The following is a 20,560-nucleotide window of genomic DNA, read 5'->3' on the forward strand; positions in this document are numbered from 1 at the left end:
GTCGTCGGCTGTATGCATATCAAAATCACTCGAATATGAATACCACTATTAGATCAAACTTTTAAGACAATTGGTATGAATGCGTAAATCTTATCGTAACTATTAGGGGCTCACAGGAAGCCCCTTAGTTACGCTTCTTTCTTTTCCACGTACCGCCATACATATAGTCATTGCTGGCCTTTGCTCGTTCCTGACAAGCTTTACATACTATACGCCACGAGTCTTCATCACCACATCGAATACGAAACTGTGTGTCGGCATTGATACCGCAGTTGTCACAGGGTTTTGGTAGCCGAACTCTGTCCTTTTTTCCCACTCTAAAAGCGTCTCTTTTTTTCAATTAATAAATTCTCTGATGCCTATTTTTTATCACAGGTCACTGCGCATAAGCTCGAAAACTTAAATCACTTTTGCGATTGCAACGGCAATAGAAGAGCCTTTTTCAACGGCTGCGCCCCATAATTTCATTAATAACGACGGCCTTTTCGTCATTAGGAGCAGCGCTTCATCTCTGTGATGTTGTTCATCTGCTTGGCATTGTCTAAACCGATTTATCACGTTTGAAGGGGGGATGGCTAACGCAGAAATGCGCTTACATTGTTCTTCGTAATGCGAATCTACGAACTGCTCTACTCGGTAAATGGTGTAGTAAAAGCAATTTATACCGCAAAGTCTTGGAATAAAGCCGGTGATAAACCCAGAAGCTATCCATAAAGGTAAAATAAAACTTCCCCTGAAAAGCGGCATTTCGTTTTCAAAGACGGCGAGGTGTCGTCTTTCCGTTTTAAGGTGCTCATGTATGAAGGGTTGTGCCTCGCTTTTTGTGCCAGAAAGATTAACCAGTTTTAAAACACATTCGGCGAATAGAGCACCACGGTATATCCAAACGGCTCCCGTCTCTCCCGCGTGGCTCGCACGTAGTTCTTTGTCTACTTGCTTAGCGTGATTATCTCCGAGTGTTTTTGCATAAAATGGCATGTCGTACCTCTGTAGCATTTTATAAACAAACGATCTGAAGGGGGGAATGGATGCTACCTAACGAATTTGTAATGCATATTCAAATATGCGCTATTTAGAAAGCTCTGGATGATAGTGTTCTATTTATAAACGAAAGCAGAGTATCGGAGGGTTGCTTGCTATGGTTGATAGGTACACAACATGTGTTGCTTGTAGGAGAGCATAAATGAAGGTATTCGGTGGCGTTGTCATTCTGGTTTTAGGGTATTTACTATTGTGGCCAGTTCCCATTGCGCCAATAGGCTGGCATGCACCGAGCAGTAGCGGATTTTCGGGGGAGTTTATTGAAAACAACCGTTTGGCGGGCCTTTCGTTTATTGAATTAGGCGAAGATAAAGGGCCGGAGGATTTTGCGATAAACGCTGCGGGAACTATTGCAACCGCCACTCATTCTGGTGCGGTATTACTCAAGAAAAAAGGTGAGGCAACATTTACACCGTGGATTAATACTGGCGGTCGCCCGCTCGGTATCGAGTTTGATACCAACGGCAACTTATTAATCGCCGATGCTCATCGCGGATTGCTAATTGCAGACCCTGAAGGTGAGCTAACGGTATTGGTTAACCAAGTAGAAAATTCTAAAGTTGTATATGCGGACGATGTGGATGTTGCCGACAACGGCAATATTTACTTCACTGACGCAACTACCAAGTTCTCTGCCAAAGAGTATGGGGGAACGCTGCAAGCGAGCCTGCTAGAAATTTTGGAACATAGAGGCAATGGCAGGCTTATAGAGTACGACCCAGTACGTAGAACGAGTAATGTACTGATGGATGGTTTGGTTTTTGCGAATGGTGTCGCAATAAGCCATGATCAAAATTCAGTGTTGGTCAACGAAACCGGTAAATATCGCGTGTTGCGCTATTGGCTAGTAGGGCCAAAACAGGGTCAAGTGGAGGTCGTGATTGATAATTTGCCTGGATTCCCAGACAACATCAGCCAGGCAACTAGCGGCGCGTACTTTCTGGGTCTTGCTTCGCCTCGCTCCGCTCCCGTTGACGCTCTATCTGACAAGCCTTTCATTCGTAAAATTGTACAGCGTCTGCCACAGTTCATGCGCCCACAAGGTCAAGCATACGGGCACCTTGTTAAAATAAGCGAAAGCGGAGAGGTTTTACAAAGTTATCAAGACCCTAGTGGTGCATTTCCCTTTGTTACAGGCGCAATACAGACAGATGAAGGTGTATATGTGAGTAGCTTAACTGCACGGTCGGTAGGTGTGTTGCAGTTAAACTAGAGACGATAATAAGCATATTGTTACGGCAGAATAAGTAGTCTTCTTTTCTACTGTGATAGAGCGATACGCGTCACGAATGACATTTACTCATCAACACTGCAACACGTTTTCTTACATTTCGAAACATTTTAAACTTTTGTTATGTAGTTACGCTTAGAAGGATATGTCACTATCGGCTATGCTAATAAAAGTTGTTTTTAGCACAAGTTTAATAGTTTTGGGCTAGCCGTTTTAAAAGGATATTTTCTAAATCATGAAAGCGTATACGTATTCTTCTGTTGCACTTGCAGTCACGATTTCTCTTCTAGCTGGATGTGGAGGCGGCTCAGGCTCGTCTAATACCCCTCCTGTGGTGACAACGCCTACCACGCCAACGACACCTGTAACAACAGAGCCAGAATGGGAAGCGGGGGTGTATGAACCGCAATCTCAATATCTAGCGAAATGTGAGACTCCTAGAAGCGGTATTGATCCTTTTACTAATAGGGCATACCCAGATACACAAGGTACCGCCATGGATGAAAAGCTGTGGCTACGTACTTGGACTAATGACACTTACTTGTGGTACGACGAAGTAGATGACAATGACCCTGCAAATTTCTCAGTGTTGGGATATTTTGATCAGCTTAAAACCAATGAGCTAACGCCAAGCGGTACGCCAAAAGATAACTTCCACTTTTCACAGGACACTGCCGAATATAACGAACTGTCTCAATCGGGGATTTCATCGGGCTATGGGTTTGATTGGGAATTTGGTTCAACAACCGTGCCGAGAGTACTGACAGTGCGATTCACTGAGCCGGGTTCACCTGCAGCTACTGCTGGCGTGCCTCGCGGTGCAACCCTTTCGCGTATAAACGGCGTCGACTTTGTCAATGACAACACGCAGCAGGGCGTCAATGCGATTAATGCTGCTCTGTTTCCGGAAGACGCAGGTACGGTTACAAGCTTTGAGTTTGTGCAGGTTGATGGTTCAACTCTCTCAGTAGACATCACCTCCGGCGATATCAGCGTAACGCCGGTTCAAAACGCAAAGGTACTCGATACCGAAAACGGCAAAACGGGCTACTTCCAATTCAATACCTTTATCGTTACCGCGCAAGAAGGATTAATTGATGCGTTCGATATGTTTGTTGAAGAAAATGTGACCGAGCTCGTTATTGACCTTCGCTACAACGGCGGAGGACGTTTGGCGCTAGCTTCACAGCTTTCCTATATGATAGCGGGTCCGAACCAAACCAATAACGCAACCTTTGAAACATTGCGTTTTAACGATAAAAACCCAAACACCAACCCTGTCACCGGAGAGACTATTCGTCCAACACCGTTTTACCGCAATGTTATTGACTATAACGCAGGGCAACTTACCGACACGCTTCTGCCTAGCCTTTCGCTGACGAAGGTTTACGTTTTAGCAACGGGTGCAACATGTTCAGCAAGTGAAGCGGTAATGAATGCACTTCGTGGTATTGATGTAGAAGTAGTGCAAATTGGCTCTACTACTTGTGGTAAGCCGTATGGGTTCTACCCAACAGACAATTGCGGTGAGACCTACTTTACTATCCAGTTCCAAGGGGTGAATAACAAAGGGTTTGGTGATTATGCTGATGGTTTCATGCCTACCACCACGCCTAATTTCGATTTTGAGTTGCCGGGGTGTGAAGTTGAAGATGACTTTACCGCAAGCTTGGGTGATCCAAATGAAGGGATGCTGTCAGCTGCATTGGAATATGCTGCTACAGGCTCATGTCCCGAAGTTGTCACGTCAAACGGCGTGGCGGATGTCAAAGCACTGCGCAGTAACCAAAGTGCGTTAGGGGGCGAAAAGCTCATTCCTATCGACAAGCCTGAACAACGCAAAGAGAACTTTATTTTACACAACAAAATAAATCAGCCTGTTATTCAGGAGCGCAAGTAATGTCGCTTCCTAATAAAAAAGGAAAACTGCTAAAAGGAAGACTGCTAGCTGCACCTCTCGCCATACTTTTGCTCTCGGCGAGCGGATGCGCGACAACGCAGGAGGCTGAGTTACACGAGGCAGTAACCAAATCCATCAGTGTGAGTCAAAAGCAAGCTATTGAAAGTAGGATCAGCAACTGGTTTGGTGGTCTAAACATAACGATAGCCGAGGATGCATTCAGTCAAACCGCTAGCATTACGATTGAGCGTAAAGCAAAGGTTGATAGTAGGGGATTACCTATTGACGGAAGGCACGACAACCCTGTTTATAGTTTTACGTTGCTAAGTGATGGTGAACAGTGCGTGTTGCGTAACGACCAAAGTGGGGAACTTACCAAGCTTGAAAATGTGACCTGTTATATAGTGGACGAGGCATAAGTCGAGGTAAATCGACGAAAGCGCAATGTCATCGTTGACAATAGGCCTTAAAAAAACGCCCAGAGTTTACAAGCTCCGGGCGTTTTTGTTTCTATCGTTTGTGCATGCTTGGCTGCTTTTGCGTGCGGCCGCGACTGTTGCCGCCGCTATTATTTCCTTTCGAAGCGTTGCCTCTGTTCTTATTCCCGCCAGTGTCGTTACGCTGCTGTGCTGTGTTACCACGACCTTGCTTGTTAGCGTTGGAATTACGTCGGCTCTTATTTACGCCGTTACCGCCTTTGCTGCTCTTGCCCTGAAAGGTAGGAGGAAGCCCAGTATGTTTGGTCAGTGCGCGTTCACCACGACGGCCTTTTTGCGCTTTTTGGCGTTTTTCATCTGCTGTTTCTGGCGGAACAAGGTGCTGAGGACCACGGCCTATCAAATCTTCGCGCCCCATACGTTTAAGTGCTTCACGAATTTGCGCAAAGTTTTTCGGGTCGTGATAACGCAGCATCGCCTTGTGTAATCGACGGTGAATTTCACCTTTTGCAGAAGGCACCTCTTCACTGTCTTTAGTGACTTTGCGAAGGGAATTTACCTCGGTATGGTACATGGTGGTAGCCGTTGCCATTGGCGACGGATAGAAGTTCTGTACCTGATCGAGCTTAAATTTGTTTTCTTTAAGCCAAATCGCAAGGCTTAGCATATCTTCGTCGGTGGTACCCGGGTGCGATGCAATAAAGTAAGGAATAAGGTACTGCTTTTTACCTGCTTCTTGTGAGTACTTATCAAATAGCTCTTTGAAGCGGTAGTAGCTGCCCATGCCCGGTTTCATCATTTTTGAAAGCGGACCATCTTCGGTGTGTTCTGGAGCGATCTTTAAGTAGCCGCCTACGTGGTGAAGGGCCAGCTCTTTCACGTATTCTGGGTCTTCTACTGCTAGGTCGTAACGTACGCCTGAAGCAATCAATATCTTTTTAATTCCAGGCAACTCACGAGCACGGCGGTATAAGTCGATAGTTGGCTTATGGTCCGTATCCATGTGCGCACAAATGCTAGGGTACACACAAGACGGGCGACGACATGTAGCTTCTGCTTTAGGGCTCTTACAGCGCAGGCGATACATGTTCGCCGTCGGGCCGCCTAAGTCTGAAATAACACCAGTGAAGCCCGGTACAGTATCGCGTATTTGCTCTATTTCTCGAATAATAGAGTCTTCAGAGCGGCTTTGAATAATACGCCCTTCGTGTTCAGTAATAGAGCAGAAGGTACAGCCACCGTAGCATCCGCGCATAATATTAATACTGAAGCGGATCATATCGTATGCGGGGATTTTAGCATCGCCATAGACAGGGTGAGGCACACGCTGATAGGGTAAATCAAATACCGCGTCCATCTCTTCGGTTTCAAGCGGCATGGCCGGTGGGTTAATCCAAATGTGTCTGTCGCCGTGGCGCTGCATTAGCGCACGCGCACAACCAGGATTGGTTTCTTGGTGCAAAATACGCGACGTATGTGCGTATAACACCTTGTTGTCTTTCACCGTCTCGTACGCAGGTAGCTTAACGTACACGTTTTCCCAAGGCTTACGCTTTTCTTTCTCTTTTTGCGCAGGCTGAATCACAATGGGGGCGGCTTCTGGCGCTTCACTGCTTTTGGCGTCTTTATCCTGCGAATCGCACTCGGGCTCCATCTGGTAGGGGCTTGGAATGGCGTCTATCTTGCCCGGCCTGTCTAGAGAGGTCGAGTCAACACCTTGCCACTCTGGTAAGGCTTCTTTAACGATAATCGCAGTACCGCGAATGTCTCGCAAATCGGCAATATCTTCACCTGCCGCTAAGCGATGAGTGACTTCAACAAGAGGACGTTCGGCGTTACCGAAAAAGAGCATGTCCGCTTTGGAATCGAACAGTACAGAGCGGCGTACTTTTTCACTCCAATAGTCGTAGTGCGCAATGCGACGTAAGCTGGCTTCTATGCCACCCACAATCACAGGCACACCTTTAAACGCTTCACGGCAGCGCTGTGAATACACGGTAACCGCACGATCAGGGCGCTTGCCACCTACATTACCTGGCGTGTAAGCGTCATCGTGACGAAGCTTTTTGTCAGACGTGTAACGGTTTATCATAGAGTCCATATTGCCGGCTGTTACGCCGAAATACAGGTTGGGTTTACCCAACTTCATGAAGTCGTCTTTGCTGGTCCAGTCTGGCTGAGAAATAATTCCCACGCGAAAACCATGTGCTTCAAGTACTCGGCCAATCACCGCCATACCAAAACTAGGATGATCTACATACGCATCGCCCGTTACCAAAATAACGTCACAGCTGTCCCAGCCAAGGGCATCCATTTCTTCCTTCGACATGGGGAGAAACGGCGCAGTACCCAGGCAGTGTGGCCAATATTTAGGGTAAGAAAACAGACCGCGATCGGCCTTAATGGTGGCTTGCATAGTAATCACATCTAGATAAATCAGAGAGTTGCTGAGCTTAAATTAGGCTGTAGCTCAGAATAAGTGCGTAATTATAGCAGTGTTGGCCAAGCTAAGGTATAGCACTGTCATTAAATTAAAGAGCTTTGTATACTCACTTAAATCAACAAGCTGTAAAGCTAGCCATGAGCGCAGGTTTTTATAAGCGCTTCAAATGCCCGCATTTAGCGAATGACAGGCTTGTCTATTTACAACGAAGAGAATTAACGACGACTATGGCGTATTGGCTATTTAAAACAGAACCTGATGCATTTTCAATCGATGACTTGGCAAACCGCCCAGAGCAAACGGAACCGTGGGATGGCGTAAGAAATTACCAGGCGCGTAACTTTTTACGAGACGGCGTTAAACGGGGTGACAAAGTATTTATCTATCACTCAAGTTGCAAGCTGGTGGGCATTGCAGGTGTTGCTGAAGTGGTAAGAGACGGCTACCCGGACACCACGCAGTTTAACCCTGAATCAAAATACTACGATCCTAAATCAAGTCAGGATAACCCCCGCTGGTATCGCGTTGACGTGAAATTTGTAGAGAAATTTTCAAGCGTTCTGCCGCTTTCAGTGATTAAAACGATGGACGGTATTAATGAACTGCCATTGGTCAAAAAAGGTGGAAGACTGTCAATCATGCCTGTAGAAGAGGCTGAATGGCAGCAACTGTATGCTGCTGCCAAACAGTAAGTTAAATGCTAAAAAGCGTAGCCGTCATATCTTGTTAGCTTGCTAAAGATAAATATAAGGGCTATCGCTATGCGCTAACTTTCTAGCGTGCTGTGTATCTAGCGTGTTTAGCTAACGAATAGCTGCTACTTGCCAAAGGCAAATTTAGTATCGGCATCGCGCAATAGGAAAAGTGCAAAGCACGCGCCCCACATTGGCCATGCAGCAAAAAACAGCAGGTGATTAAAGGCATCTAGATACTGCTGGAATGAAGACAGGGTAGACCCACCGTGAAGCATAAAAATAAGACCGTAGGTGTATTTTTTCGCAAGTCCCGCTAAGAACGCCAAAACCAGCGCAAGCTGCAGTGCGCCCATAACGTAAACGGCCATTTCAGGCACGCCGCCGATACCATAGAACTTTTCAAAAATGGCCATGCCGTGGGCTGGGTTAACAAACTTATCGAGTGTCCATACGAACATAACGATAAATATTGTTACGCGAAGAGAGAGTAGCGACCATTGTAGTCGGTTTTGAATATCGGTGTTGTTTTGCATACATGCTCCAAAAGTATAATAGTGCAAGCATACTAGAACGACCGTTCAAAATAAAAATTTCAATTAATTTTGTGTTTTTTAATATTTTTTTGAAAATTAAATGTACTGAAATTTTTTGTGACGCGTATCGGTCTTGTCGAACAAGAATTAAAAATACGGATCTGTTAATGAAAAAAGTAATCGGCCTAGCCGTTAGCACACTCGCACTTGCCATCAGTCAATCGCTCTATGCCCAACAAGCGGCAGATATTGAAGTGGTTGAGGTAACCGGAAACCAGCAGAGTTTAGATACGCTAAATCCTGGTGATAACACACTTAAAGGCATTTTCGGTAGCGGTTTAAGTGCAGCTGAGACACCTAGAGCGGTGACGTCACTGTCGGCACAAGCGATAGAGGCACTTAACATTAACGATTTACACGACATCGTAAAAGCGGCGCCCAACGCGTACGCCTCTAGCGGCTTTGGCACGCCAAGCCTGCCCAGTATACGCGGCCAATTAGGTGAGCTTTTTCAAGATGGTATAAGACGTCAAGCAGGCAACAATGGCTTTGGTTTGCCTTTGTCGTTCAATAGCGTTGAGCAAATTGACGTGGTGAAAGGGCCGTCGCCAGTGTTGTTTGGTAGCACGCAGCGCAACGGTGGCTTTGTAAACCTTCAAACAAAGGTTGCGCCTACCACAGAAAGCAAGGGGAAAGTCACCCTTCGCGCCGGGCGCTGGGATCAGTATTCAACGCAAGTGGATTACGGCACAGCTATAGAAGAAGGTAAAAGTGGTATTCGCTTTAGTGCAGAGTACTTAGACCATGGCAGTTTCTACGATTTTGCCGAGCGCGATAGCACGAACCTGTTTGTAGCCTATCGCTATACGCCAAGCGATGTACTGACGTGGGATATCAGCGCGGAGTATTATGACACAGACTATCCAGACAACGCAGGTATCAACCGCCCAACGCAAGACCTTATCGATAACGGCATCTACATTACAGGCCAAGGTATTCAGTCGAATGGCAGTACAGTACCGGGGGCAGGTGCTATCATTTCTCCTACCGGAGAAGTGGTTATTCCTCGCAACCGCGTATTCACAAATCCAGACGATATTAACGGTGCTGAAACTACGGTTATTCGAAGCAGTGTCGAATACAAAATGACTGATAACGTGGCGCTTCGCAACATTACCTACTACCAATTCCTTGAACGCGAAGAAATTGCGCAAAATAGTTTTGTTGAGATCATTGACGGGGCTGACACGTTCGAAAACCACACTGAGCTAGATTATAAGTGGAACGACAGCCAAACCACGACCGTAGGGTTAGCGCTACGCTACAACGACGTGTTGGGCTATAGCCAGTTTACCACTGAGGCTGATAATCCGATTGATTTGACCGGGCCTATCTCAAACCGCGTTATTCCGCTTACCGATGCCCAAAAAGCCCGATTAGTTGAGTTGCGTCCTGGCGTATATGTTTCACCGGGTGCGCAATACGACGTAGACGGTGATGGTAACGGCGATTTTAACTTGTCAGACACCACCGACTCTACCGCATGGCAAACAGGCCTGGCGCTTCAGCAGCGCTCTATTTGGACCGACAAATTTTCAACGATTGCTGGCTTACGTGTTGATTACTATGACGTAGACGCGCGTGACCCACTAGCGCCGATTGGTGTTGAAGCAGCTTCAGATTCATACAGTGATACATTAACCAGCTACCAGTTAAGTGCAGTGTACAAATTAACGGGTGATGTAAATGTTTACGCGGCGTTTTCAGAAAACGACGCAACATCGAACAGCATGGCGGGTGGCACGGTGTTAGGCGGTAATAACGAGATTAACCCGCTTAACTTTGCTACTGAAAATACGCTGTACGAAGTGGGTGTAAAATATGCGCCAAACAGCAGCTGGTATGCAGAGGCCGCTGTGTTTGACCAAACCCGAAGCCTACGTAACCGTGATGGCAGTAACAGTGGTGTGAAAACGCAAGGTTTCGAACTACAAATGTTCTATCAAGCAGACGATGTTTGGATCAATGCCGCGTATAGCTATTTAGACGCGCGTTTTGATGATTCAGCGGCGTTTCAAGGTACGGCGCAGGTTATTGATGCGTTTGATAATAGTCGTCCTGATATTATTGAAGGTACAGGAGTAGGATCACCTTCTTTTGCCGCGTTCCCTGCATCAGACAGTCGCGTTCAGGGGATCCCGCCACAAATTGCTTCTATTAACGCTGGCTGGCAAATTACGGATGACCTGCAAGTGGGGGCAAGTGCGCTCTATACCAAGTCATTCCCACTAGACTTTCTGCAAACGGTGCATATTCGCGACCAATATACGGTTGATGTAAATGCAGACTATCAAGTAACAGATGACCTTCGATTGCGTTTAGATATCATTAATGTGACCGATGAAGAAAACTGGCAGCCGCTGTTTGAAGGTGGGTATTTCGGTGCGACACTTGTCATGCCAAACGTACCTCGTCACGCTCAAGTTACCATGCAATATGCGTTTTAAGCGCTAAGGATATTTATGTTTAAGAAAATAGCGCTTTTAGGGGTTATTGTTGCCGCCATATTTAGCTTTTTTTATTTTGATTTAAATAGCTATCTAACCCTTCAAGGTATGAAGGATTCACTCGATACGTTTCAATCGCAGATTGCTCAAAACCCGGTATTAAGTATAGGTGTGTTCTTTGCCATTTATGTTGCCGTAACTGCACTTTCTTTGCCGGGAGCAGCTATTTTGACCCTGGCAGCAGGGGCTTTGTTTGGCCTGGTTCAAGGCTTAGTTATTGTATCGTTTGCCTCGAGCGTAGGGGCAACGCTGGCGTTCTTAGTTTCACGCTTCATATTGCGCGACACCGTGCGAAGTAAGTTTAAAGAAAAGCTTAAAAAGATTGATGAGGGCGTGGAAAAGCAAGGTGCGTTTTACTTATTTACCCTGCGCCTAGTGCCAGTATTCCCGTTCTTCCTAATCAACCTGTTGATGGGGTTAACGTCGCTTAAAACCTGGACATTCTACTGGGTAAGCCAAGTGGGCATGCTTGCGGGCACCGCGGTATATGTAAATGCGGGTACTCAACTTGCCCAAATAGACAGTTTGTCTGGCATTGTCTCACCTGGGCTTATCTTTTCATTTGTACTTTTAGGCATATTCCCTTGGATAGCTAAAGCTATCGTAGCAGTGGTCAATCGCCGTCGCGTCTACAAAGGCTACAGCAAGCCAAAGAAGTTTGATCGCAACTTAGTGGTTATTGGAGCGGGTGCAGGTGGTTTGGTTACCAGCTATATTGCTGCTGCGGTGAAAGCAAAAGTCACGCTGGTAGAAGCCAGCGAAATGGGCGGCGACTGTCTCAACTACGGCTGCGTACCGAGCAAAGCCATTATAAAAACGGCAAAAGTGGCCAATCAAATGCGTCATGCTGATAACTATGGTTTAGAGCCGGTAACACCCGCTATGTCGTTTAAAAGGGTGATGGCACGTGTGCACGAAGTGATTGCGGCAATCGCGCCTAATGACAGTGTAGAGCGTTACACTAGCTTGGGTGTTGATGTTGTAAAAGGCTATGCGAAAATCATCGACCCTTGGACGGTGGAAATCAAAAAGAACGATGGCGGCACCCAAACACTAACCACAAAAAATATTGTGGTTGCTACAGGTGCAGCACCATTTATTCCCGAATTACCAGGCATTGAGCAAAGCGGCTATGTCACCTCTGATACCTTGTGGACCAAGTTTGCTGAACTTGAAGACGCGCCAAAACGTTTAATCGTATTAGGTGGCGGACCTATTGGTTGTGAGCTCGCCCAAGCCTTTTCACGCCTTGGCAGTGACGTAACGCAAGTTGAGCGTGCCCCGCGTTTAATGGGCCGAGAAGATGCGGATGTGGCGGAGTATGCTGAGTCTGTGCTTAGAGAGAGCGGCGTAAACGTATTGACGTCCCATGATGCGCTTCGCTTTGAACAACAAGACGGTGAAAAAGTACTTGTTGTAGCGAAAGAGGGTGTTGAATCTACTATCGCCTACGACGAAGTCATTGTGGCTGTGGGACGAAAAGCCCGTTTACATGGTTTTGGTCTGGAAGACTTAGGTATTCAATTTGATAGAACAATTGAAACAGACGAATACTTGCAAACCCTGATGCCTAATATCTTTGCCGCTGGCGATGTAGTAGGGCCTTATCAATTTACCCACGTGGCCGCCCACCAGGCATGGTACGCTGCAGTCAACGCACTTTTCGGCACGTTTAAAAAATTCAAAGTTGATTATCGTGTTATCCCATGGACAACCTTCATCGATCCGGAAGTAGCGCGCGTGGGCATTAACGAGCGTGACGCTGCCGAGCAAGACATTGACGTTGAAGTAACGCGATACGAGTTTGCAGAGTTAGATCGTGCTGTTGCGGAAAGTGCCAGAAAAGGGTTTATTAAAGTACTCACGCCACCGGGTAAAGACAAGGTACTGGGCGTTACTATCGTCTCGGAACACGCAGGAGACTTACTGGCTGAGTTTGTTATTGCGATGAAGCACGATCTGGGGTTAAACAAGATCCTTGGCACTATCCACGCTTACCCAACATGGGCTGAAGGCGCAAAGTATGCAGCAGGGAATTGGAAGCGCGCAAACGCGCCTGAAAAATTGCTCAGCTATGTAGAGAAATTCCATACATGGCGCAGAGGATAGTTAATGTGAAAAAAGCATTAGCGGTGACAAAAGGCTTAGCGGTGAAAAACGCATTGGTGATGGCGAGAGAACAAGTAATGACAAGAGTAATCGCGATGTCCAGACGAATCACTATTAGAAAATTTGGTCGATTGGCAGTAAGCAGCATCATGCTGCTTGCTGCAAGCGTAAGCTTGTCTGCTCTCTCTGATGAAGCGGTGCCAAAGCAATTGAACAGGCTACACGAACCGTTTAGTGCGTTGCTAAGCGAGCATGTGAAAACCATAGACAATGGTGCCAGCACGCAAGTTGATTACCATGGGTTTAAACAAGATAGGGAACGTTTAACTCAGTATTTAAATAGCTTAGCTAAGGTAGAAAAAAGTACCTTTGACGGCTGGAGCAAGGCCGACCAACTGGCATTTCTTATCAATGCTTACAATGCTTATACCGTTGAGCTAATCCTCACCGAATTCCCAGACATAGACTCTATTCGAGATTTAGGCAGCTTTTTCTCGTCGCCATGGAAAAAGGAAATTGCGCCGCTACTTGGTAAAACCCGTACGCTGGATGAAATAGAGCACGAACTTATTCGCGGACAAAATAAAACCACGGAAGGATATAACGAACCTCGAATTCATTTCGCCGTAAACTGTGCCAGTATTGGTTGCCCTGCGCTGCGAGAAGAAGCGTATGTTGGCGCAAGGCTAGATAGCCAGCTTGACGCACAAGCCAAGCGTTTTTTAGCCGATACGTCTCGCAACAGAATGGACGGTAACACCTTGAAGCTTTCAAAAATATTCGACTGGTACAGCGAAGATTTTGAAAAAAACACCAATCGGAAAAGTGAAAGTTGGCAAGGTATTAAAAACGTAAACACGGAAAATCTCAGCCAATTTTTGCTGTTATACAAAGATGCATTAAACCTATCGAGTCAGCAGGTTTCAGTGCTTGAGCAAGATAACGCAGAGCTAGAATTCTTAGATTACGACTGGGCACTCAATGCCACGCAATAGCGCTTCAGTTAGCACGAAAGCGGCTTGTTTACGCCGCTTTGGCAAGTTTAGTCGCCTCATTAAGGGGCTGGCACTGGCGTCAGCTGTTTTCAGTTCTCAGCTAATCACGGCTTCTCATTCATTTGCGGTACCGTTTGATTTTCCCAGTGTAGATGTTTCTGGCAATGAAATACAGAGCCAGCATCAATCGCCAGTACGTGCGTCAACGGTGCTCAAGCGCACCTCAGCGCAATCGCCTAAAGACGACACACAAAGCAAACCTCTGGTACGTTTTCATGCATGGGGGGGAAGCGCTCAAGTAAATGGTTATTTGCAATGGGTCGCCGCGCAAGTTAGCCAGCGTTTTAACATTGAACTGCAGCACGTTAAGCTTGCTGATACCAGTGACGCCGTGTCACGCGTATTAGCAGAAAAAGCGGCCGGTAATCACGATAACGGCAGCGTAGATTTAATATGGATAAATGGCGAAAACTTTGCGGCAATGAAAAAGCATGGCTTGCTCGCTAAAGACTGGGTTAAAGAACTTGATCATTTCGCGCTAACCCGCCCGGAAAAGAACTCTGCCATGGTAACTGACTTTGGTGAACCCACGCTTGGTATGGAAGCACCGTGGGGGAAAGCGTCCATGGTGTTTTATTATCGCAGCGCGCACATGAAAGCGCTAGGCACTACGCCGGGGCAAACCATTAATGAACTGCTTCGGTTCTCTCAAAAAGCGCCAGGACGCTTCACTTATCCAGTGCCGAGCGATTATTTAGGCATTAGCTTTATAAAATACGCAGCAATTGCTCTTAACGGCGATAAGCAGTCTTTGTTTTACCAACCCGTTACTGAATCGTCTCTTCAGGCTGTATTGCCCGCGCTTTGGGCTTATTTGGACCAATTGCATCCCACTATGTGGCAGCAAGGGAAGTATATGCTTCGCCAAGCCTCACAACTTCAACGCTTGGTTGGCACAGGTGAGCTAACACTCGCGTTTTCATTTACCGCCGCTGAAATTCCATCAGCCGTAAATCGTTTTGATTTACCCGATGATGTTCGCACCTATGCCATGCAAGACGGTAGCCTTGCTAATGTCCATTTTGTGGGGCTGACCTACAATTCGAAAAACAAAACAGCAGCAAAGACAGTAGTAAATTTTTTGCTTTCGCCAGAAGCACAGGCCGAGAAGCAAAAGCTGGAAGTGTGGGGTGACGATACGGTTCTTGATATGGCATCGCTGACACAAGCACAAGCTATGCTGTTTAAAGACGAGGCTGTGCACAAATCTGCCCTCGACAAATCTCAGTCAGCGGTGCTGTTGGCCGAGCCCCATGCAAGCTGGACTGATAAATTGCGCGAAGCCTGGTATGAACGTTACGGGGCACGCTACTAATGTTTACTCACATTACACTTGTTGCACGCTGGTGCTTGCTGCTTTTACTTTGTATTCCCGTATTGGCAGGGCTGGTAGGGGTAATATTTCCTGCGTTAGGTTACTTCCCAGCTATCGGCGCAAACGCCTTTTCAACGCAAGTGTTTGCGACGCTATTCGGTCTTCCAGACATTTGGCAAATGATGTGGTTGTCGCTTTTTACGGGCATAGGCTCAACCCTTTTAGCCGTAATAGCAGCGTTTTGTATTCTCGCCACGTTTTACCAATCTTCCCTGCTAGGCAAAATCCAGGGTGTGTTAAGCCCGTTTCTGGTGTTTCCCCACGCGGCTGCGGCCATTTCCCTTTTATTTGTAGTTAGCCCTTCTGGTATCTTTGCAGCAGTCACCACGCGCTTGAATGCGTATTTTAGTCATGCTTTCACAACCCCCTTTGTTAATGAAATCAGCGAAATGGCATTGCCCGCTGCGAATGATGGAACGCTACTTTATGACAGTCTAGGACTAAGTATACTTATCGCGCTTAGCCTGAAAGAGCTGCCGTTTATTTTGTTAATGACGCTAAGCGTTATGTCTCAGCCGCTGGTGAAAAAGAAACTCACGGGGTATGTAAAGGTGGGGACAGCGTTAGGTTATTCGCCTACTGCGAGCTTTTTTAAACTGGTGCTGCCGACAATTTTTTCCCAGATAAAGTTACCGCTTTTAGCAGTACTAGTTTTCGCCACTTCAAATGTAGAAATTCCACTTATTCTAGGCCCAAATAACCCGAGCACTTTGGCTGTCGCCATTATGCACTGGTTTAATCATATTGATTTGTCCATGCGACTGCTTGCAAGTAGCGCTGCTGTGGTTCAGGTGGCAGTTTCAGCCGTGGCGGTACTGTTGTTTTTTGGTATAGAGCGATTAGTGACTTACACCGGTAAGCGCAGCCTTTCAGGTGGAAATCGATATTTTGCCGATGCAGTGTTACGCACGTGTGGCTTTGTCATCATGGCGTTTTACATTATCTTGATTTGCACAGTGGTATACACGGTTGTTGTGTACTCCTTTGCTAAGCAATGGCATTTCCCGCTGCTATTGCCAGAGGGACTAACACTGCTGCATTGGAATACGGCAACAAGTGCGCTGACAACACCGCTTATTAATACCTTATTACTTGGCGTGCTGGTGAGTACAACTTCATTGGTACTTGTTTTATTTACGCTGGAAAGCGAACAGTTAAAGCCAGCGCGTGCTGTTGCTGAGAATGCATTTTCTGTCTCTCTATTTTTGCCTCTATTGGTACCTGGCGTAGCTTTCCTATATGGTCTGGTCTGGTTCCAGCAGCTTGTTTTTCAAAACGCCGTATGGTTTCACACCTATGTAGCGCACATGGTTTATGTTTTGCCTTACGTGTTTTTATCGATGGCGGTGGCGTATAGGAAGTTCGACAACCGATACGCCATGGTGGCGAAGAGCTTGGGCAAAACGCCGTGGCAGGTGTTTTATCATGTTAAGCTGCCTTCGTTGTTCAGCGCCATTATGGTGGCATGGGCGTTGGGGCTGGCAATTAGTTTTAGCCAGTATTTACCTACCTTGCTGGCGTCTGGCGGGACGCTCCCTACTGTTACTACCGAGGCTGTAGCGTCAGTATCGGGGAGCAGTACGCGACTTACTGCGGTGTATGTCATTATTCAAGCGGTAATGCCGTTAATTGGCTTTATGATCGCTTGGTACATGCCTGCAGTTGCAACGAGAAGACGAAGTAGGCAAATGCTGGTATCAGATACTCACAGCAATCGTTCCGCAGACCCGGTGCAGTAAAAGCGCATGGCTAACATAAGAGCAAAAACTACAAGGGCGTAATTTATAGTGCTTAGTTTAGAAAACATCGTTATTTATCGCGATGACAAGCCGCTGCTTCAGTTAAGTGCTGAGGTAGCAAAGGGAGAAGTGCTGACCGTTATGGGACCTAGCGGCGCAGGTAAGTCTACTTTACTTCAAGCCATCGCCGGACAGCTTCAGGCCCCCTTTAGCGTTACTGGACAAATTAAAATTAACCACGTGGTGATAAACGAAATCGATGCGCACCTTCGCAAAGTGGGTATTATGTTTCAAGATGCGCTTTTATTTGAACACATGACCGTGGGCGAAAACATTGCGTTCGCTATGCCTGATAAGGCATATAAAAACAAGCAATTGAAACACGACGCCATAAACGCGTTATTAGTGGCCGTCGAACTTGACGGCATCGCTGACCGGACTGTGAATACGCTCTCTGGTGGTCAGCAGGCCAGAGTAAGCCTTATCAGAACGTTAGCTTCTGAGCCTGATGTGGTATTGCTTGACGAGCCGTTCAGCAAACTAGACGTAGCCCTTCGAAGTCAAATTCGCAGCTGGACGTTTTCGCAGCTAAAAGCACGTAATATTCCCGCAGTATTAGTGACACACGATAAAGATGATGCGCTAGCCGCAGGCGGTAACGTCATAGAAATTTTATAGCGGTATTACATAGGTGCTGCCGAAGGTAGTACTGAAATAGTAAAAAAATACTGCAGAGCGAGTAAAGAGACATGTCATGTTAGATGCCAAAGTTACCCCTTTTATAAAGCCACTTTTAAAACCGTTGATAAAAGCGCTAGACAGCAAGGGCGTTACCCCAAATCAGGTTACGCTTGCCGGGTTTGTCATCGGTGTTCTTGCGCTTCCCTTTATTATTCTTAACTGGTGGAATATGGCGCTAGCCTGCATCATATTGAATCGTGTTTTTGATGGAATTGACGGTGAATTGGCGCGCTATCAGCAAAGTAGCAGTAGTGCGGGTGGTTTTTTAGATATTTGCTTAGATTTTCTATTCTACGCTTCTATTCCTTTGGCGTTTGGCATTGCTAACCCTCAAGAGTGGGGCATACCAGCAATGGTGCTGTTAGCTACCTTTATTGGCACTGGCAGCAGTTTTTTAGCCTTTGCCATTGCAGCAGAGAAGTTTCAAATAGATAGGCCCCAGTTTGCTAACAAAAGCTTTTATTATATGCAGGGGTTAACCGAAGGCACTGAAACCATTTTTGTGTTTTTGGCGTTCTGTATTTGGCCGCAGTATTTTGCAACGCTTGCCTATGTGTTCGCTGCAGCCTGTGCCGTAACAGTCATTACTCGCATAGTAGGGGGCTTTTCTACGCTTCATAGGGTAGAGCGCGACGCTGCTAAGTCAGAACGTACAGTGCCTTCTTCAGGTTATGAATGATGGTGAAAGTTCTCGTAGCAGTAAAAGTAATCTGAATTTTGAAAGTAATTAACGTGATAAAGGTAATTTGCTTTGGATAATACCGCGGTTATTCGCTTAAGCGTATTTCTTGGCGTTTTTGTGCTTATGGCAGTACTTGAAGCACTGTTGCCAGCGCGTGAAGCCGTGCTTAGTAGGAAAACACGCTGGTTGGGTAACTTGTCCATGGTGGTAATGGGGGCACTAGTATCGCGTATTTTGCTTCCGGCCACACTCGTCGGTGTGTCTTTATGGGCGCAGCAGAAAGGCATAGGTGTGTTCAACGTTTTACTGGATGCCGTGCCGGCTGATGCCTCAAGCTCTAATCAACTGCTAAACAGTGGTGAGCCTCTCAGTAATTCTTCAACGTATCTTGTTCATATAGCCATCGTAACCTTAAGTGTTTTACTACTTGATATGCTTATCTATTGGCAGCACCGACTTTTTCATACCGTGCCTATGTTGTGGCGCTTTCATAAAATGCATCATGCCGATAGTCATGTCGACACCACTACAGGCCTTCGCTTTCATCCAGTTGAAATTGCTATGAGCTTGGGGATTAAAGCCGGGGCGGTAGTGATACTAGGCGTGCCAGCTATTGCTATTATTATCTTTGAAGTAGCGCTAAATGGCTTTGCCCTTTTTAATCATGCCAATATTAGGTTGCCACAAAAGTGGGATGATAGAATTGGGCTTGTGCTAATCACACAGCGCTTACATCGCATTCACCATAGCCAGGCTAAAAATGAATCTAATTCTAACTATGGCTTTAGCGTATCGTGGTGGGATAGGCTCTTTAATAGTTTTACGCCTCGCGCTGCGTTTAGCGACGAAACATTGCCCATTGGTCAAAAAGACGTGCCAGCCACTAAGAAGAACGCAAGTATCATTGCGCTTTTACAGCAGCCATTTAAAAAGAGGTAGGCATCCCTGCCTTTTTAGATGGGTTATTAACAGCCGAGCGCAGCGGTTAAGCCTCCTAATCCCCCTTCAACAGCATTTTCTTTATAGCTTGGTAGTGACGGCATAATGTTTAGACCTGTTCTGGATTCAACTTCATTAACCGTTACCTCAGTTGCGCAAAAGTTATCACTGCGAGCTGCGTTTTGCTCTAGGATGAAAGCAGAGGCTTCCACCCAGCCGTTAACATCGGTAATGACGACTTTAAAATATCCACTAGGAATGCTGTGCGACTCATCTGCCTCTGGCAGAGTAGCGAAATACCACTCATATAACGGCCCAGAAACCACATAAACGTCTTGCCCAGTTCTCACTACATCACGCACCGCATTTTCTAGATCCACCCAAGGACCTTGGTTTAGGTCTGAATCTTGAGGTGTAATGTTTGATAAATAATTTAACATTTGCCAATCGGCTGTGTTGCTGAACGAAGCAAGAGGAACTTGATGGCCGCGGTCAGTGCCAATTGTAGCCCATGCTCCGCTGTAATCGTTCGGCTCTAAAGTATTCGCAGAGTTAATTGAAGGGTCAGCTTTCCAATTACGACTTCTTGATGGGCCGTCAATAGTGCTTGGGGTTACATGATAGGCCACCCAGTTGGCGAACTTTGTTTGTGCATTATTGTTTAGGGTGTAAATGGAACGGGTAATGGTTTGTCCAGATTGACCAGTGGGGCAGTTGTAAACACAGTTATCAGCAAACGCATTAAATGCGCAAATTGTTAGTGTGAACGCGATGAGCTTTTTCATTATATTTCCTTTTGTTTTTAGACGCCTGCGTTTTACAGGCTGTACCAAAGTACAGGTCTAAAATGTCAGGAAATAGTACCTAATGTTACAAAGAGTACAAAAACAAATACCTATGTTTGAAAACGCGATTAGCAGTGGCTTTTCTTATAATGCCCTGGCTTGTAGAACAATCCGACGAAGCACGTTATCGCGCAAGATATGCTGGCAGAAAATTATGCTCAGCTGTGTAAGAATTAGTGTTAAGAGCTTCGCCAAGCATTTACTCGGCGAAGCTCATAGGAACGCCCG

The 20,560-nt window shown here is 46.3% G+C and carries 16 protein-coding genes; 12 read left to right on the plus strand and 4 right to left on the minus strand.

The features are described from left to right. Positions 1 to 399 precede the first annotated feature (399 nt). On the minus strand, positions 400 to 978 hold the full coding sequence (locus tag NO989_RS16500) for a demethoxyubiquinone hydroxylase family protein (protein WP_281715293.1): 579 nt from the start codon (positions 976 to 978) through the stop codon (positions 400 to 402). Positions 979 to 1,183: 205 nt separating this feature from the next. Between NO989_RS16500 and NO989_RS16505 the strand changes: the two genes are divergently transcribed. From NO989_RS16505 to NO989_RS16515, 3 genes are all read left to right on the plus strand, one after another. After that, positions 1,184 to 2,254: a strictosidine synthase family protein gene (locus NO989_RS16505; protein WP_371342897.1), complete on the plus strand. Its 1,071-nt coding sequence runs from the start codon at positions 1,184 to 1,186 to the stop codon at positions 2,252 to 2,254. A gap of 253 nt (positions 2,255 to 2,507) precedes the next feature. After that, positions 2,508 to 4,172 carry a S41 family peptidase gene (locus NO989_RS16510; RefSeq protein WP_014949275.1) on the plus strand — a complete coding sequence of 555 codons (1,665 nt, stop codon included), beginning with the start codon at positions 2,508 to 2,510 and terminating at the stop codon, positions 4,170 to 4,172. After that, entirely contained in the window at positions 4,172 to 4,591 is a 420-nt protein-coding gene (locus NO989_RS16515) for a hypothetical protein (RefSeq protein WP_014976363.1), read from the plus strand. Before NO989_RS16510 ends, NO989_RS16515 begins: the two co-directional genes overlap by 1 nt. A 91-nt stretch (positions 4,592 to 4,682) precedes the next feature. On the opposite strand, the gene NO989_RS16520 is transcribed toward NO989_RS16515, so the two are convergent. Next, positions 4,683 to 7,025, minus strand: coding sequence for a YgiQ family radical SAM protein (locus NO989_RS16520; RefSeq protein WP_371342898.1), 2,343 nt, complete (start codon positions 7,023 to 7,025; stop codon positions 4,683 to 4,685). 254 nt (positions 7,026 to 7,279) lie between these two features. Here NO989_RS16520 and NO989_RS16525 point away from each other — a divergent pair, with 254 nt between their 5' ends. Beyond that, positions 7,280 to 7,744: an EVE domain-containing protein gene (locus tag NO989_RS16525; protein ID WP_101566579.1), complete on the plus strand. Its 465-nt coding sequence runs from the start codon at positions 7,280 to 7,282 to the stop codon at positions 7,742 to 7,744. A gap of 125 nt (positions 7,745 to 7,869) precedes the next feature. On the opposite strand, the gene NO989_RS16530 is transcribed toward NO989_RS16525, so the two are convergent. Beyond that, positions 7,870 to 8,280, minus strand: coding sequence for a hypothetical protein (locus NO989_RS16530; protein ID WP_371342899.1), 411 nt, complete (start codon positions 8,278 to 8,280; stop codon positions 7,870 to 7,872). Between the two features lie 167 nt (positions 8,281 to 8,447). Between NO989_RS16530 and NO989_RS16535 the strand changes: the two genes are divergently transcribed. The 8 genes from NO989_RS16535 to NO989_RS16570 all read left to right on the plus strand — a co-directional run bounded on the left by NO989_RS16535 (position 8,448) and on the right by NO989_RS16570 (position 19,487). Further along, positions 8,448 to 10,787: a TonB-dependent receptor gene (locus NO989_RS16535; protein ID WP_371342900.1), complete on the plus strand. Its 2,340-nt coding sequence runs from the start codon at positions 8,448 to 8,450 to the stop codon at positions 10,785 to 10,787. A 15-nt stretch (positions 10,788 to 10,802) separates the two neighbouring features. Next, positions 10,803 to 12,956: an FAD-dependent oxidoreductase gene (locus NO989_RS16540; RefSeq protein ID WP_342341122.1), complete on the plus strand. Its 2,154-nt coding sequence runs from the start codon at positions 10,803 to 10,805 to the stop codon at positions 12,954 to 12,956. A gap of 5 nt (positions 12,957 to 12,961) precedes the next feature. After that, positions 12,962 to 13,951, plus strand: a complete 990-nt coding sequence (locus NO989_RS16545; RefSeq protein WP_156078288.1) for a DUF547 domain-containing protein — start codon at positions 12,962 to 12,964, stop codon at positions 13,949 to 13,951. Further along, the gene (locus tag NO989_RS16550; RefSeq protein ID WP_371342901.1) at positions 13,938 to 15,326 is read left to right on the plus strand and encodes an ABC transporter substrate-binding protein; all 1,389 of its coding nucleotides are present in this window, start codon (positions 13,938 to 13,940) and stop codon (positions 15,324 to 15,326) included. The genes NO989_RS16545 and NO989_RS16550 overlap by 14 nt, the downstream gene beginning before the upstream one ends. After that, a complete protein-coding gene (locus NO989_RS16555) occupies positions 15,326 to 17,125 on the plus strand; it encodes an ABC transporter permease (protein ID WP_371342902.1) in 1,800 nt (599 codons plus the stop codon). Before NO989_RS16550 ends, NO989_RS16555 begins: the two co-directional genes overlap by 1 nt. Positions 17,126 to 17,173: 48 nt before the next feature. Further along, positions 17,174 to 17,803 carry an ATP-binding cassette domain-containing protein gene (locus NO989_RS16560; protein WP_014949285.1) on the plus strand — a complete coding sequence of 210 codons (630 nt, stop codon included), beginning with the start codon at positions 17,174 to 17,176 and terminating at the stop codon, positions 17,801 to 17,803. A gap of 76 nt (positions 17,804 to 17,879) precedes the next feature. Beyond that, on the plus strand, positions 17,880 to 18,545 hold the full coding sequence (locus NO989_RS16565; RefSeq protein ID WP_156078291.1) for a CDP-alcohol phosphatidyltransferase family protein: 666 nt from the start codon (positions 17,880 to 17,882) through the stop codon (positions 18,543 to 18,545). Between the two features lie 72 nt (positions 18,546 to 18,617). Then, positions 18,618 to 19,487 (plus strand): sterol desaturase family protein, encoded by an 870-nt coding sequence (locus NO989_RS16570; protein WP_156078292.1) that lies wholly within the window; start codon positions 18,618 to 18,620, stop codon positions 19,485 to 19,487. Positions 19,488 to 19,513: 26 nt separating this feature from the next. Here NO989_RS16570 and NO989_RS16575 read toward each other — a convergent pair whose 3' ends face one another. Then, positions 19,514 to 20,272, minus strand: coding sequence for a DNA/RNA non-specific endonuclease (locus NO989_RS16575; protein ID WP_014949288.1), 759 nt, complete (start codon positions 20,270 to 20,272; stop codon positions 19,514 to 19,516). Positions 20,273 to 20,560: the final 288 nt, after the last annotated feature.

The organism is Alteromonas sp. DY56-G5, from assembly GCF_041414725.1.
In the GTDB taxonomy this organism is placed as follows: Bacteria; Pseudomonadota; Gammaproteobacteria; order Enterobacterales; family Alteromonadaceae; genus Alteromonas; species Alteromonas macleodii.